The following is a 15,568-nucleotide window of genomic DNA, read 5'->3' on the forward strand; positions in this document are numbered from 1 at the left end:
TTCTTGATCCTCGTTTGTTGGGCCTGGCGGCCAGATGTCAGCTTTCGAAAATCGTCCCGGAACTGGCCGCTCGCGCCCGGTCGCGGGCGAGCGTCGCAATCGCCGTGTCCTGCACGCCGGTACCGGTGAGATCGGCGATGGTGATGTCGCTGGCCGAACGCCGACCATGCTTTGCGCCGGCGATGATCTGGCCAAGTTCGGTCACCTCTGCATCTCCAACCATCACGCCAGCCGCAATGGCATGATGCAGTTCACCCAGCCGCCGTGTCTGGCGGGCGCTGTCGGCGACATAGAGATCGGCCATGCGCAGGATGGCCGGTGCGATCTCGTTCTTATGCTCGGCATCCGAGCCCATCGCGGTGATGTGCTGGCCGGCGGAGACGAATCCCGCCTTGATCAGCGGCTCGGTCGACGGCGTGGTGGTGACAATGACGTCGGCGCCGGCAGCCGCCTCTGCCGCATCGGCTTCGGCGCGCACTTCGATACCAAGCTTCTCGCGCAAGGCGTCTGCCGTCAGCTCTGCCTTGGCGACATCGCGCGCCCAGATGCGCGCCTCAGTGATTGGCCGCACCAGCATAAGGGCTTCGAGCTGCAGCCCAGCCTGTACGCCGGCCCCGAAGATCGCGGCAACAGACGAATCCGGCCGCGACAGATGCTTGGCCGCGACCGCGCCTGCCGCGGCCGTGCGAATGTCGGTCAGATAGCCATTGTCGAGCAGCAGCGCCTCGACCAGCCCGGTCTTAGCCGACAACAGCACCATCATGCCGTTGACACTGGGCAGGCCGAGTTTCGGATTGTCGAAAAAGCCAGGGCTGATCTTGATGGCGAAGCCATCGATGCCCGGCACATAGGCGGTCTTCACATCGACCTCGCCGCGATGCTCGGGAATGTCGAGCCGCAGGATCGGCGGCATCGCGACGGGCAAAGTGGCCAGCGCGCGAAAAGCGTTTTCGACGCAGGCCACGGCATCGAGATCCAGCGTCACGATCTTGCGCAACTCGGCTTCGGTGAGGATCGTCATCCGGCTCATGCGGCGCGCTCCGCGATCGCCTCACCGCAGACGATCTTGCGGTGTGCGTTCATGTCGATGTTGCGGCCAGAGAGCAGCACAATCACAGGCCCGCTCGCCTTGACCTTGCCGGCGAGCAGCGCGGCGATGCCGACAGCGCCGGCGCCCTCGACGATCTCGCGCTCCTGCGCATAGGCATGGCGGATGCCGGCGGCGATCTCGTCCTCGCCGAGCAGGATGATATCGTCGAGCAGGTCGCGGCACATGGCGAAGGTCAGCTGATTGTCGAGGCCGATGCCGCCGCCGAGCGAATCCGCCAGCGTCGGCAGCTCTTCCACGAGCACTGGCTTGCCGGCATCGAGGCTCGCCTTCATAGCCGCGCCACGCGCCATCGAGACGCCGATGATCTTTGTGCCGGGGCTGACGCCCTTGACGGCGACGGCGATGCCGGAGGCCAGCCCGCCACCAGAGAGCTGGACCAGGACGAGAGCGGCATCCGGGACCTGCTCGATCATCTCCAGCCCGAGCGTGCCTTGCCCGGCGATGATGGCCGGATGATCGAAAGGCGGCAGCATCACCAGCCCCTCTTGCGTCACCAGGCGCTCGACCTCTTTCTGCGCGTCATCCTGGCTGTTGCCGACGATACGGATTTCGGCGCCAAGCCGGCGGATTTCATCGAGCTTGTTTTGAGGCACCAGCCGCGACATGCAGATCACCGCGCGCATGCCTTCGAGCTTCGCGGCATGCGCCAGCGCCCGGCCGTGATTGCCGGTCGATGCCGCGACCACGCCGCGTGTTTTCTCCTCGACACTCAGCGAAGCGACGGCATTCGAAGCACCGCGCAGCTTGAAGCTGCCTGTGGTCTGACGGTGCTCGAGCTTGAGATAAACTGGGATGCCGAAGCATTCTGACAGGCTATGGGACAAGACTGTTGGCGTCTGCAGGATCTTGCCGGCAATGCGCTCACGCGCGGCTTGGATATCGCTAAGAATGACGGTCGCCATGATCGTCAATCGCGCGGCAAAGGCAGCGTCATCAGCCGGCCGAACTCCGGATGAACTGTCTCGTCGCCACACAGGCGCAGGCAGTTCCAGGCGCTGGCCTGGTTGCTGGTCACGACCGGGCGATCGATCGCCTGTTCCATGCCGGTGACCGCAAGCGCACCACGCAGTGCCGTGCAGGACACGAACAGGGCGTCGGCCTGTACGTGCGTAGCCTCTCTTGCAAGATCGACAAGCGCCGCCGGCGGAATGCGCGCCATCTCCCGGTCGTCCTCGAAACCCAGACAAGTGAAGCTGGCGATCTCGAAGCCGCGTGCTGCGAAATAGGCCGCCATCGGCCTGGATGTCTCGACCGTGTAGGGCGTGAGGATGCTGATCTTCTTCGCGCCCAACGCTCTCAGCCCGCGCACGCCGGCCGCCGGCGGCGTGACCACGGTACTGCCGGGCTTGGCGGCCTGGATCGCCGCCTCGATCTCGGCATCGCCGATCACCACCGAGGCCGAGGTGCAGGAGTAGCAGATGGCATCGAGCTTCTCGTCGGGCAGGATCAAGGCAGCGCCCGCCGTCAGCGCAGGCTGCATCTTGCGCAGGTTCTCCGGCGTTGTCGGGTTGGCATAGGGAATGCGCGCGACATAGACGCCGATGCGCTCGCTCGCGACCATGCGGCGAAAGTCCGGCTCGCTGGTGTGGTCGGTGGCAAGGATGATCAGGCCTACGCGCCGCTCGAGCGGGCGATCATCGAGCGATGGCCGTTGCGGATGGACCTTGATCTCGGGCAAGGGTTTCATGAACTACCTCTCGATCTTGCCGTAGCGGCGTTCCAGCCAGCGCAGCAGCACGACCGAGCAAAGACTGATGACGAGGAAGAAAGCGCCGACCAGCGTGATTGGCTCGATATAGCGATAGTAGGTGTTGGCGACACTCTTCGCCTGGTTCATCAGCTCCAGAACGGTGATGGCCGACAGCAACGGCGTCTCCTTGAACATGGCGATGAAATAATTGGCCAGCGCCGGGATCATCGGCGGGATGGCCTGCGGAATGATGATGTGCGTCCAGGTCTGTCGGGCGGAGAGATTGCACGCCTTGGCGGCCTCCCACTGGCCGCGCGGCACATTGTCGATGCCGGCGCGGTAGACCTCCGCCGTGTAGGTGCCGTAGTGCAGTCCGAGCCCGATGACACCGGCGACCAGCGGCGGCAGCAGAATGCCGATGTCGGGCAGAACGTAGAAGATGAAATAGAGCTGCACCAGAAGCGGTGTGCCACGAATGAATTCGGCCGCCCAACCGACCGTGCGCGACAAAGCCTTGTTGGGCGAGCGGCGCGCCAACGCGATGCCGAGCCCGACGATCGCCGCCAGCACCGAGCCGAGCAGCGTCGCCAGAATGGTGATCTTCACCCCCTGGATCAACGTCGGCATGATCTGCCATACGAAATCCCAATCCCATTCCATCAGCAAACCCAATTCATCAGAAGGGCATTGGCCATCAGACGCGCACCCCATCAAGGCCACGCGCCATGCGGCGTTCCAGCGAGCGCACGCCCCATGAGATGAGCAGCGCCAGGATGAAATAGATGATCAGGATGGTGGTGAACGGCACCATGGTGTTGCCGGTCTGGGCGCGCACAACCTGCGCCTGGAAGGTCAGGTCGGCGAGCGAGATCAGCGAGACGACCGACGTCGCCTTGAGCAGTTCGATGGCGTTGTTGCCGAAGGTCGGCAGCATGACCAGGAAAGCCTGCGGCAGGATGACATGGCGCATGCCTTGCCAGCGGCCGAGATTGAGCGCGATGCAGGCCTCGTGCTGCTCGCGTCCGATCGATTGCACGGCGCCGCGCACCACTTCGGCGGCATAGGCGCCGACATTGAGGCCCAGCGCCAGCACGCCGGCTTGCAGGGGGGTCAATTCGAGGCCCACCAGCGGCAGCACGAAATAGGCGAAGAACAGCTGCACGAAGATCGATGTGCCACGGAAGAATTCGATGTAGGCGGTGGCGAGCGCGCGCAACGCAAAGAAGCGCGACAGCCGTCCCAGGCCGGCGAGAAAGGCCATGATCAGGGCAAGCACCGACCCCATCAGCGTCAGCTCGATAGTGACAAGCGCTCCCTGCAATATCAGGCCGAAATAGCCGGACCACTGGGTCATTGAATCGAAAACTTCCCACATTTGCGGTTGTGCGAGGCGGCGGCGAAAGCCTCCTTCTCCCCGTTTACGGGGAGAAGATGCCGGCAGGCAGATGAGGGGCAGCACTAACTTGGCAAAACCTGGCGCCGCCCCTCATCCGTCACTTCGTGACACCTTCTCCCCCTCCCCGTGAACGGGGAGAAGGCAAAAGCGCCTCACTTCGCCGAGCAGAGCTTGTCGCGTGTCGTCGACATCGCGGCCGCCGCCGAGAAACCGTAGGGCTCGATGATCTTGGCGAACTCGCCGGACTTCTTCATCTTGGCGAGTTCGACGTCGAAAGCATCACGCAGCGCCTCGTCGCCCTTCTTGAAGGCGGCGCCGTCGCAATAGACCGGCGCTCCCTGCACCGGGGCGATGACCTCGAGGGTCGGATCGGCGGCCTTCTTCATCAGGTCGTTGATCGACAGAACAGGCAGCGAGTAGGCGTCGATGCGGCCGTCCTGCACCATTTTCAGGCCGCTCTGGCCGTCTGGCACGACGATGACGCGTTCGCGCGGCACACCGGCATTGAGCGCCAGCTTCTCCTCGGTGCCGCCGCCGGGCGCGCCGATCGTGGCTGATGTGTCCTTGGCGACATCCTCGTAGCTCTTGAAGCCCTTCGGATTGCCCTTCTTCACCAGCATCGCCTCGGCGTCGCACAGCACGGGCTCGGAATAGGCGACAGCGGCGCAACGCTCCGGTTTCATGAACAGGCCGGCGGTGACGACGTCGAAACGACCGGCCTTCAGGCCGGGGATCATCGCGCCATACTCCGAAATCGAGGCGACGATGTCGGCGACGCCAAGCCGTTTGAAGATCTCGCGCGCCACGTCGGGTGCCGCACCCGACACCTTGCCGTCCGCTGCGACCGCCGTATAGGGAGGCTCGTTGGCAATCGCGACGCGGGCGAAACCTTGGGTCTTTAGCTGTTCGAGTTTTTTGTCGGCAGCCGAGCCTACGCTCGAGGTTGCGAGCACCGCCGTCAATGCAAGGCCGGCGACGCCAGCCAGAATGCCAAGTTTCTTCATTGTTCCCAACTCCTTGTTTCTTGTCTTGGTTTTGTTGATTCCGGTGTTGTCGAAAGGCGGCTGTCCGCCACCCTTTTCCACGGCGGTCAGACGCGATGCCCGGCCGCGATGATCTTCTTCAGGAAGCCTTGCGTGCGCTCCTGCTTGGGATTTCGGAAAATCTCGTCGGGCTTGCCTTCTTCGACGATCCTGCCGCGATCGAAGAACAGCACCCGGTCGGCGAAATCGTGGGCAAACCCCATCTCGTGGGTCACCAGCAGCATGGTCATGTCGGTCTCGGCGCAAAGCCGCCACAACACGTTGAGCACCTCCTCGACCAGTTCCGGGTCAAGCGCCGATGTCACCTCGTCGAACAGCATGATCTTCGGCTGCAAAGCGAGCGCGCGGGCGATCGCCACGCGCTGCTTCTGGCCGCCGGACAGTTGCGCCGGCATCGCCTTTGCCTTGTCGGCCATGCCGACCATGTCGAGCAGTTCCATCGCTCGCTTCTCGGCGGCGGCGCGCGGCGTGCCCTTGGTCAGCATCGGCGCCAGCGTCACATTGTCGATGACGCTCTTGTGCGGAAACAGGTTGAACAGCTGGAAGACCATGCCGATCTTCTGGCGCATCCGGGTCAGATGGCGCTCGTCGGCCGGCAGCAGCTGGCCGTTGCGTTCCATGTGGTAGAGTTGCTCGCCGTCGATCTGGATGTGGCCGCCATCAATCCGCTCTAGCGTCATTAGGATGCGCAGGATCGTCGTCTTGCCCGAACCGGACGGGCCGATCAGCGCCAGCTTTTCGCGCGGCATGACCTGCATCGACAGGCCGTCGAGCACCTTGAAGCTGCCGAAGCTTTTCGAGATGCCGTCGATCTTGATGATGGGCGCGGCGGTTGCGGACAAATGAATTTCCCCGTGCTGGAGAAGCCTGTGCCCTTAACGATGCGGAACGCGTCAAATCATGTCAATTGAGAAAATAATATCATGACAATTTTTCTGATTGCGCACTTTTCGAAGCATCGTCGGCCTAGATGGCGAGCAGCAAATGCTCCGGATCGCCAAGCAAGAGCTTGGTGACAACGCCGAGGCCGGCGCGCAGTTCCCCTTCGGTGGTCGACCCCAGCGAGATGCGCACGGCCGGATGCCAGGGCGCGTCGGAAATGCGGAAGGAGGTGCCTGGCGCGATCGCTACACCTTGCAGCCGGGCCTGGGCGACGAAGCTTTCCTCGGCTCGGTCGGCTGGCAGTTGCAGCCACACATGCAACCCGTCGCGCCGGGCGCGATAGTCGATCCCGGCCAACACCTCGGCGGCGATATCCTGCCGCCGCCGCAATGCCGCGCGCTGCCAGCGGACGAGTTCCATCGCGGTGCCGTCGGTCACCCATTTGGTGGCGATCTCGGCCACCAGCGGCGTTGCCATCCAGTTCGACACCAGGTGCCGGTTGGCAACGGCGGCGACATAGCGGTCAGGCGCGGCGAGGTAACCGATGCGCAGGCCGGGCACGGTGATCTTGGTGAAGGAAGTGACGTAGAGCGTGCGCTCCGGCGCGAAAGCCGCGACCGGCGGCGGCCGGTCCTCGACCAGCGGACCCAGCACGTCGTTCTCGATGATGGCGATGTCGTGCTTGCGTGCAACCGCCGCGATCTCGGCGCGGCGCCCGGCATCCATCAGCGTCGCCGTGGGGTTGATCACCGAAGGCTGCACGAAAACGGCGCGGATGTCGGAAAGCCGGCAGGCTTCGTCCAGCGCTTCGGGGATCAAGCCATTGCCGTCGATCGGCAGACCTTCGAGGTTGAAGCCGAGATAGCGAGCGAGCGGCACCAGCGTGTGGTGGCCGATCGCCTCGGTGGCAACGGTGGAGCCCGGCGGCGCAACGCTCATCAGCGCCACCGTCATGCCGGCGGTGGCGCCGTTGGTCAGGCTGATGTTCTGCGCTGAGACATCGAGCCCGCACAGTTTCAGCCATTCGACGGCGACGGTGCGGTGGCGCGGGAACACCATGTTGGGCCTGAAGGACAGTGCCGAACTCGACGGCAGGTTTTCGGCCAGCCAGCCCAAAGCCTGCTTGAGCCGCTCCAGATGCATCGGCTCGCACACCGGTTTCAGGATCGAGAGGTCGATGACCTCGCCGAGGCGTTCCGGCAGATAGGGCGGCTCCGGTTCACGGCGCTGCGTCTGGACAAAGCTGCCGCGACCGATCTCGCCTGAAATCAGGCCACGCCGGATCAATTCCTCATAAGCGCGGCTGACCGTCTGCACCGAGAGCTTGAGATCGTCCGCCAGCCGGCGATGCGTCGGCAGCCGCGCGCCATTGGCAAGGCGGCCATCATGGATGGCGCGCGCGAACTGGTCGGCAAGCGATTGATAGGCTGGCCGCCGGATGAGCGCAGGATCGGGTCGCCACAATGTCATGACTTATTAGAGATCGAAATCAGTGCAATTGACAATCGAAATATTGGGTAATCATGGTAGTCTGGACGAAAAAGTGGATACCATGACTGCTGCGAAACTCGACCCGATCGACCTGAAAATCCTCGACGTCATCCAGCGCGACGGGCGCATCACCAAGCTGGCGCTGGCCGAACAGGTCGGGCTGTCGCCGACACCGTGCTGGATGCGGCTGCGCAAGCTGGAGAAGGCCGGCATCATCTCGGGCTATCATGCCAGGATCGCCATGCGCGTCGTGGCGCCTATTGCCACCGTACTGATGGAAGTGACCCTGGCCAGCCATCGGCAGGCCGATTTCGACCGCTTCGAGCGCGTCATCCGTGACATCCCCGAAATCGTCGCCTGCTGGTCGGTGGGCGGTGGCGTCGACTATGTGCTGAAGGTCATGGCGCGCGACATCGACGCTTATCAGCGACTGGTCGACGGCCTGCTTGACCGCGAGATCGGCATCGACCGCTACTTCACCTACATCGTCACCAAGACAGTCAAGGAAGAGATCGCGCTGCCGATCGCCGACCTGCTGCCGGCGTCGGCCTGAGCCCGGAGAGATTGTCCGCCAGCGCGGCGCAATAGAGAGAATCTCTCTACATCAGGGCATCCAAACAGCCTCTCTGTCTGCGCGATACGGATAGTCTTCCCGCATAGTCCGAACCGGGAGGCCTCGACCATGTCCGCGCATTTCGCCCGCTCGCATCGCCATGAGGCGCTGGACCGCCTCGCCGACCGTCGGCTGCTGCGCGAACTCGCCTATGTCGATGGCCATTGGACGGCGAGCGAAGCGGCGGAGAGCTTCGAGGTCACCGATCCGGCGACAGGAGCCACCGTCGCTTTCGTCGCCGCGCTCGATGCGCGGCAGACGACAAAGGCGATCGATGCCGCCGCCCGCGCCTATCCGGCTTGGCGGTCGCTGTTGCCGCAGGAGCGCTTTAAAATCCTGCGAAAATGGTTCGAGTTGATTGTCGCCGCGAAAGACGATCTCGCTCTGATGATAACGCTGGAACAGGGCAAGCCGCTGCAGGAGTCGCTGGGCGAGATCGATTATGCAGCGTCCTTTGTCGAATGGTATGCGGAGGAAGCAAAACGGCTCAATGCGGAGAGCGTGACCAGTCATCTGCCGCATGCGGAAATGATGGTGCGGCGTGAACCGCTCGGTGTCGTCGGTGTCGTCACGCCATGGAATTTCCCATCGGCGATGCTGACCCGCAAAGCGGCCGCCGCGCTTGCAGCCGGCTGCACCATTGTTGCGCATCCGTCCTCCGAGACGCCGCTGTCGGCGCTGGCGCTGGCGGAACTTGGCGAGCGCGCCGGCATCCCCGCCGGTGTCTTCAACATCGTCACCGGCAAGGCCGCGACCATCGTCGGCCGGATGTGCGAGGACGCACGCGTACGTGCCATGAGTTTCACCGGCTCGACCGAGATCGGCAGGCTGATCGCAGCCCAAAGTGCGCCGACGATGAAGCGGCTGGTGATGGAGCTTGGCGGCCACGCGCCGCTGATCGTCTTTGCCGATGCCGACATCGACAAAGCGGTGAGCATCGCCATCGATGCCAAATTCGCCACATCGGGCCAGGACTGCCTCGCCGCCAACCGCATCTATGTCCAGCGCCCGCTCTACGAGCGCTTTTGCGCTGCCTTCGCCAAGCGCATCGAAGCGCTTCGAACCGGCAACGGCCTTGCCGGGGAAGTCGATATCGGGCCGCTGATGCATGAGCGCGCCGTGACGAAAGTCGAAGAACAGGTCGCCGATGCCATCGCACATGGCGCGCGTTGCCTCACCGGTGGCAGGCGTCATCAGGCCGGGCCGCTTTTCTACCAGCCGACGCTGCTCGCCGACGTCACTGACGAGGCGTTGATCATGCGCGAGGAGACGTTTGGTCCGGTCGCCGCCGTGACCCCGTTCGACAGCGAGGATGAAGTGATCGCCCGCGCCAACGCCACCGAATACGGCCTCGTCGCCTATGTCGTGACCGAGAACGGCGCGCGCCAGCAGCGCATGGGCCGCGCGCTCGACTATGGGATGGTAGCCATCAACCGCGTCAAGATCACCGGCGCGCCGATCCCCTTTGGCGGGGTCAAGCAATCCGGCATCGGCCGCGAAGGCTCGCGCCACGGGCTCGAAGCCTTCACCGATCTCAAATATCTCTGTCTGGACGTCGCGTAAGTCCGTGCGGCCACATCTCAAGGAGTAAAAAGAATGCTCGACCAGTCCAACGAACTCGCCGCCTGGGATCGCGACCACTTCTTCCATCCCTCGACCCATATGGGTACGCACGCGCGAGGCGAGAGCCCGACGCGCATCATGGCTGGCGGTGAAGGCGTCACCGTCTGGGACAACAATGGCAAGAAGAGCATCGATGCCTTTGCCGGCCTCTATTGCGTCAATGTCGGCTATGGCCGCCAGAAAATTGCTGATGCCATCGCGACCCAGGCGAAGAACCTTGCCTACTACCACGCCTATGTCGGGCATGGCACCGAGGCCTCGATCACGCTTGCCAAGATGATCATCGACCGCGCGCCCAGGGGCATGTCGAGGGTCTATTTCGGCCTCTCCGGCTCGGACGCCAACGAAACCAACATCAAGCTGATCTGGTATTACAACAATGTGCTGGGACGGCCGGAGAAGAAGAAGATCATCTCGCGCTGGCGCGGCTATCACGGCTCGGGCGTGATGACGGGATCGCTGACCGGGCTCGACCTGTTTCACAACGCCTTCGACCTGCCGCGTGCGCCGGTCCTGCACACCGAGGCGCCCTATTATTTTCGCCGCGCCGATCGCTCGATGAGCGAAGAGCAGTTCTCGCAGCACTGCGCCGACAAGCTCGAGGAGATGATCCTGGCTGAGGGTCCTGAAACCGTCGCCGCCTTCATCGGCGAACCGATCCTCGGCACCGGCGGTATCGTGCCGCCGCCGGCCGGCTACTGGGAGAAGATCCAGGCCGTACTGAAGAAGTATGACGTGCTGCTGGTCGCCGACGAAGTGGTGACGGGCTTCGGTCGGCTGGGCACCATGTTCGGCTCCGACCATTACGGCATCAAGCCGGACCTGATCACCATCGCCAAGGGGCTGACCTCTGCCTACGCGCCGCTGTCGGGCGTGATCGTCGCCGACAAGATATGGCAGGTGCTGGTGCAAGGTTCCGACAGGCTTGGCTCGCTCGGCCATGGCTGGACCTATTCGGCGCATCCGATCTGCGTTGCCGCCGGCGTCGCCAATCTCGAACTGATCGACGAGATGGACCTGGTGACGAATGCCCGCGAAACCGGCGCCTATTTCCGGGCTGAACTGGCCAAGGCGGTCGGCGGCCACGAGAATGTCGGCGACGTGCGCGGCGACGGCATGCTGGCGGCGGTCGAGTTCGTCGCCGATCGGGATGACCGGGTGTTCTTCGACGCTTCGCAGAAGATCGGCCCACAAGTGGCGACAGCCCTTGCCGCCAGCGGCGTCATCGGCCGCGCCATGCCGCAGGGCGACATCCTCGGCTTCGCTCCGCCGCTTTGCCTGACCCGCGAAGAAGCCGACATCGTCGTTTCGAAGACGGCGGACGCGGTGAGAAATGTGTTTGCCAATCTCTGAGATCGACCGATGAATGCGATGACCAAAACCCTTCCCGCAACCATGGCCGCCGTGCTGCTCACCGGGCACGGCGGGCCGGAAAAGCTCGTCTACGGCACCGATGTGAAAGTGCCCTCGCCCGCCCTAGGTGAAGTGCTGGTCAAGGTCACCGCCTGCGGCATGAACAACACCGATGTCTGGGTGCGCCAGGGCGCCTATGGCACCGAGGAGGATGCCGCCGCTGTGTCGAGCTGGCGGCGGCAAGGAAATACCCTGACCTTCCCCCGCATTCAAGGCGCCGACACGGTTGGCCACCTTGTTGCCGTTGGCGAAGGCGTGTCGCCGGACCGGATCGGCGAACGGGTGATGGTCGATTTCTCCATCTACAACCGCGACGATGATTCGCTCGCCGACATCGACTATATGGGCCACGGCCGTGACGGCGGTTATGCCGAATACCAGACGGTGCCGGCTGAAAATGCGCACGTCGTCGACACCGACATGAGCGACGTCGAGCTCGCCACCTTCTGCTGCGCCTACCTGACCGGCGAACAGATGCTGGAGCGCGCCGGTCTGAAGGCTGGCGAACGCGTGCTGGTCACCGGCGCCTCGGGCGGCGTCGGCTCGGGCATCGTGCAACTGGCACGCGCGCGCGGCGCCATTCCCTACGCGGTTGTCGGCAAGGGCAAGGAACAGGCGGTGCTCGACATTGGCGCCGAGGCCGTTATCACCCGTGGCGTCGCCGACCTACCGCAGGCTGTGACTGAAGCGACTGGCGGCAAGCCGATCGACGTGGTTGCCGATCTCGTCGGCGGCGCGATCTTCAACGACCTCTTGCGTGTCCTGAGGCCGGAGGGGCGCTATACCACCGCCGGTGCGATCGCCGGCCCGGTTGTCCAGCTCGATCTCAGGACCATGTATCTGAAGCAGCTTCAACTGCATGGCTCAAGCCAGGGCACCCGCGCCGATTTCCGCCGCATCGTTGGATACATCGAGACCAAAAAGATCCGGCCCCTGGTCGGCGGCGTCTACCGGCTCTCCGATTTCCACCACGCGCAGGCCGATTTCATCGCCAAGGATTTTGTCGGCAAGCTCGTGGTGGTGCCCGACGCCATCGCGGAGCGATCTGCATAGGTTCAGAAATCCGGCATCCTCGCCTCCGCCTGCCCTCTCGCCTCTGCCCCAATGGGAATGGCTTGCAGTCCGGCCAGCAAGCCGCCACAAACGGTGACGCCCGCCGCGCCGCTGGTCCGGGCCTCTGGTCACAGGATACAGGCGAGACATGACAGCCCGGATGATACTGCTCGACGCCAGGCCGCTCGGCGTGGCCGACGTCGCCGAGATCGCGCGCCGCAACGCCCGGCTCATGCTGGGTGAAGCGGCACTGAACCGCATCCGCGCAAGCCGCGCCCTCATCGAGCATCTGACTGGGCTTGGCAAGCCGATGTACGGCGTCACGACAGGCCTCGGCGCCTGTGTCGACACGCCGCTCGCGCAGGCCGACCTGATCGCTTTTCAGCACAGCGTGCCGCTCAGCCACAGCATGGGTATCGGACCGGCGCTGCCGACCGAGGCGGTGCGGGCGATGATGGTCGCGCGCATTTCAGGCATGGCCGCCGGCGGCACCGGCACTTCCGAGCGTGTCGTCATGGGCCTAGTGGCTGCGCTCAATGCCGGCGTCCATCCGGTGATCCCGACCTGGGGCTCGATCGGCGCGGCGGACCTTGCCCACCTTGGCCATATGGCAAGGTCGTTGCGCGGCGATGGCGAAGCAGAGTTCCAAGGCCGGGTCATGCCTTCCGCCGAGGCGCTGGCGCTCGCCGGGCTCGAGCCGCTCGACCTGCGCGAGAAGGACGGCCACGCCATCATCGTCGCCAACAGCCTTTCGACAGGAACCGCGTGCCTTTGCCTCGAAGACGTCGCCCATCTCATCGACTGGGCGCTGGCGGCTGTCGCTCTCAACTATGAGGCGTTCCGCTCGTCTCTCACCGCGATCGACGAGGATGCTCTTGCCGCGCGACCGGCCTTCGGCCAGCGCGAGATCGGCGCGCAGCTGCGCTCGGAGCTTGCCGGCAGCGGCCTGTGGAAGGACAGAGCGGCGCGGCGCCTGCAGGATCCGCTCAGCTATCGCTGCGTACCCCAGGCCTGGGGTGGCCTGCTGCACGCGTTCGAACAGGCAAAGCTGGCCACAGAGATCGAACTGACCCATTCAGGCGACAATCCCGTGATCCTGGCCGAGGGCGAACGGGTGATTTCGAACGGAAATTTCGACCTCACGGCGATGACGCTGGCCTTTGAACAGCTCGGCCAGGCGCTTGCCCATTGCGCCGTCGGCACCGCCAACCGCTGCATGAAGCTGATGTCACCTGTTATCGCCGACCTGCCGCGCTTCCTGTCGGCCAGGGGCGGCAGCCGCCAAGGCTATGCGGAGTTGCAGAAGCCGCTATCGGCGCTGGAAGCCGAAATCCGGCATCTGGCCAATCCGATGTCGCTCAGCCCGCTGGCTGTTTCCGACGGCATCGAGGACCAGTCGTCGATGGCGCCCAGGGTGGTGGCCAAGACCGCCGAGATCATCGAGCGCATGCGCTATCTCGTGGCCATGGAACTGATCTTCGCGGCCACCGGCGTGGAACTGCGCGGCGTCGTCGACAGCATGGGCGAAGGACCGCAGCGCACCTTTGCCGCTGTGCGCGCGCTCGTCAACCCGCTCGACGATGACCGCGAGATGAGCACGGACATGACGCGGATGGCGCGGATGGTGGCGGGACCGAGGGACTGAGCCAGCGCTCCTCCACCCGTACCCGTTTTCCACGGCAGGCCGATACTATTGGTACGGTCCCCTGAGATTCAGTTTCTCGGCTAACAGGCAGAAGCGGTCGATCAGCCGGACGAGTCCTTCGCCCTGCTCGGCGACGATCCTGCCGCGCTCGGTGGGCGACGTGTCCGACAGGGTTTTCCACAACCGGCTTTGCCGATCACAGACATCCGCCAGTTCGGAGCATTCGCCTGATGTCAATTTCAAAAGATGATCCGCCGTCACCGGCCCGATGCCGGGGGGCGTCGTTGCGCCCAGGGAAAGATAGCCCGGCGGCACGGTGCCTTTTGCGTTGGTCACCGATTTGCAACAGATGACATCGAACAGCTGGTCGACGGCCTGTTTGGCGCCGGCAACGCGCGAACGATGGTCCGTATCGGCGGCGGCATGCGGCAGAAGTTCGAGCCTGGCGCCATGGCGCTCGACAAGGTCGAGATAGGGCAGCATCGGCCCGGAAAGGCGCCCCGTCGAGGCGTCCCTGAACAGGTCGGCATCGATAGCTGCATGGCGCACCTGCCCTGTATCGAGGGCATCGCCAAGCGCCGCAACATCGACAAGTTCGCCACGATCGTAATTGATCAGCACTGCACCCTTGTTCATGCGGGACAGGACATCCGCGCCGACGAGCCCGGCATTGGCGTAGTGGCCGGTCTGTGCGTCCTGCTTGCCCAGGCCGACATGGACGCTGAGCACATCGGCGCCTTCAGCCGCTTCGACAAGGTCCGGCGCAAAGGCAAAGCCCTCGGCTTCTACCCAGTCGCGGTGCCGTGGCCGTGCATGGATCACCACGCGCATGCCGAAGGCGCGGGCAAGCTTGGCGACCTCGCGGCCGATATTGCCGTAGCCGATGATGGCCATCGTCTTGCCTTCGAGCTTTTCGGTCGGGAAATCACGCAGTTCCCTGCCGGTGTCGAAGGCGCCGGCCGCCACCCGCTCATGAAGCAAGTCGACCGGGAGATCCGGCAGCACCTTCAGGGTCGCCTTCATCACCATCTGCGCCGTGGCGCGGCTGTTGATGCCGGGCGTGTTCATCAGCACCGCTGTGCCGCCCTCGCCACTGCCGCCGCCCCATGAGCGCGAACCCATATTGCCGGTGCCGGCGCCAATTCGCACACCGGCCAGCGGAAAGACCGTTTCGGCGGGCAGGAAGGTCGCCGCGGCAATGACGGCGTCATAGCGCCCATCGGCAGCGGCCTCGATCAGCTCTTCCCGGGTGCTCAGGTCCGGCTGGTAGAAGAAATGCACCCGGCCACGTTCGAGACCCGCTTTGTCGCCAAGCTCTGACAGGTGAAAGCGGCCGCCCTTGGCTTCGATATGGGCGCGCACTTCGCTCGGGTCGGGCTTGCCATCGGGTCCGAAGCTCAGGCCGACTAGGTCGCAGATCAGCACGGCGTAGATCCTCTGCGGATTGATCGGCTCCGCGGCCAGTGTGCTTGTGTTCACGTCTTTTCCCCATGCAAGAACGGCAGGGCCCTGCTGCGCCAACCCTGAATAATCAGAACCTATCCGCCCGCAAGGGCGTCAGATCGACCGCCGGCGGCAAACCGGCGGCAAGTTGCGACACGATCGCGT

14 protein-coding genes are annotated in these 15,568 nt (G+C 64.2%); 5 read left to right on the forward strand and 9 right to left on the reverse strand.

Going from position 1 to position 15,568, the window contains the following annotated elements:
- Window positions 1–37 precede the first annotated feature (37 nt).
- The 8 genes from eutC to EB235_RS29130 form a co-directional block, all read right to left on the reverse strand.
- On the reverse strand, window positions 38–1,030 hold the full coding sequence (gene eutC / locus EB235_RS29095; RefSeq protein ID WP_027033948.1) for an ectoine utilization protein EutC: 993 nt from the start codon (window positions 1,028–1,030) through the stop codon (window positions 38–40).
- On the reverse strand, window positions 1,027–2,013 hold the full coding sequence (gene eutB / locus EB235_RS29100) for a hydroxyectoine utilization dehydratase EutB (RefSeq protein ID WP_027033947.1): 987 nt from the start codon (window positions 2,011–2,013) through the stop codon (window positions 1,027–1,029). The genes eutC and eutB overlap by 4 nt, the downstream gene beginning before the upstream one ends.
- A 5-nt stretch (window positions 2,014–2,018) precedes the next feature.
- Window positions 2,019–2,798 carry an ectoine utilization protein EutA gene (gene eutA / locus EB235_RS29105; RefSeq protein WP_027033946.1) on the reverse strand — a complete coding sequence of 260 codons (780 nt, stop codon included), beginning with the start codon at window positions 2,796–2,798 and terminating at the stop codon, window positions 2,019–2,021.
- Between the two features lie 3 nt (window positions 2,799–2,801).
- Window positions 2,802–3,461 (reverse strand): ectoine/hydroxyectoine ABC transporter permease subunit EhuD, encoded by a 660-nt coding sequence (gene ehuD, locus EB235_RS29110; RefSeq protein ID WP_027033945.1) that lies wholly within the window; start codon window positions 3,459–3,461, stop codon window positions 2,802–2,804.
- A gap of 34 nt (window positions 3,462–3,495) precedes the next feature.
- A complete protein-coding gene (gene ehuC / locus EB235_RS29115) occupies window positions 3,496–4,155 on the reverse strand; it encodes an ectoine/hydroxyectoine ABC transporter permease subunit EhuC (RefSeq protein ID WP_027033944.1) in 660 nt (219 codons plus the stop codon).
- Between the two features lie 194 nt (window positions 4,156–4,349).
- A complete protein-coding gene (ehuB, locus tag EB235_RS29120; RefSeq protein WP_027033943.1) occupies window positions 4,350–5,201 on the reverse strand; it encodes an ectoine/hydroxyectoine ABC transporter substrate-binding protein EhuB in 852 nt (283 codons plus the stop codon).
- Window positions 5,202–5,287: 86 nt separating this feature from the next.
- Window positions 5,288–6,082: an ectoine/hydroxyectoine ABC transporter ATP-binding protein EhuA gene (ehuA, locus tag EB235_RS29125; protein WP_027033942.1), complete on the reverse strand. Its 795-nt coding sequence runs from the start codon at window positions 6,080–6,082 to the stop codon at window positions 5,288–5,290.
- Window positions 6,083–6,206: 124 nt separating this feature from the next.
- Window positions 6,207–7,592, reverse strand: a complete 1,386-nt coding sequence (locus EB235_RS29130) for a PLP-dependent aminotransferase family protein (RefSeq protein WP_027033941.1) — start codon at window positions 7,590–7,592, stop codon at window positions 6,207–6,209.
- Between the two features lie 82 nt (window positions 7,593–7,674).
- Between EB235_RS29130 and EB235_RS29135 the strand changes: the two genes are divergently transcribed.
- The 5 genes from EB235_RS29135 (at window position 7,675) to EB235_RS29155 (ending at window position 13,960) form a co-directional block, all read left to right on the forward strand.
- Window positions 7,675–8,166: an Lrp/AsnC family transcriptional regulator gene (locus tag EB235_RS29135; RefSeq protein WP_027033940.1), complete on the forward strand. Its 492-nt coding sequence runs from the start codon at window positions 7,675–7,677 to the stop codon at window positions 8,164–8,166.
- Between the two features lie 129 nt (window positions 8,167–8,295).
- Complete coding sequence (locus EB235_RS29140) at window positions 8,296–9,789, forward strand: NAD-dependent succinate-semialdehyde dehydrogenase (protein ID WP_027033939.1); 1,494 nt, start codon at window positions 8,296–8,298, stop codon at window positions 9,787–9,789.
- Window positions 9,790–9,822: 33 nt separating this feature from the next.
- Window positions 9,823–11,202 carry an aspartate aminotransferase family protein gene (locus tag EB235_RS29145; RefSeq protein ID WP_027033938.1) on the forward strand — a complete coding sequence of 460 codons (1,380 nt, stop codon included), beginning with the start codon at window positions 9,823–9,825 and terminating at the stop codon, window positions 11,200–11,202.
- 9 nt (window positions 11,203–11,211) lie between these two features.
- Window positions 11,212–12,315, forward strand: coding sequence for an alcohol dehydrogenase family protein (locus tag EB235_RS29150; protein WP_027033937.1), 1,104 nt, complete (start codon window positions 11,212–11,214; stop codon window positions 12,313–12,315).
- 148 nt (window positions 12,316–12,463) lie between these two features.
- Complete coding sequence (locus tag EB235_RS29155; RefSeq protein WP_027033936.1) at window positions 12,464–13,960, forward strand: HAL/PAL/TAL family ammonia-lyase; 1,497 nt, start codon at window positions 12,464–12,466, stop codon at window positions 13,958–13,960.
- Between the two features lie 45 nt (window positions 13,961–14,005).
- Here EB235_RS29155 and EB235_RS29160 read toward each other — a convergent pair whose 3' ends face one another.
- Window positions 14,006–15,439 carry an NAD(P)-dependent oxidoreductase gene (locus EB235_RS29160; protein WP_027033935.1) on the reverse strand — a complete coding sequence of 478 codons (1,434 nt, stop codon included), beginning with the start codon at window positions 15,437–15,439 and terminating at the stop codon, window positions 14,006–14,008.
- Between the last annotated feature and the right edge of the window lie 129 nt (window positions 15,440–15,568).

It is taken from the genome of Mesorhizobium loti R88b (assembly GCF_013170845.1).
GTDB lineage: Bacteria > Pseudomonadota > Alphaproteobacteria > Rhizobiales > Rhizobiaceae > Mesorhizobium > Mesorhizobium loti_B.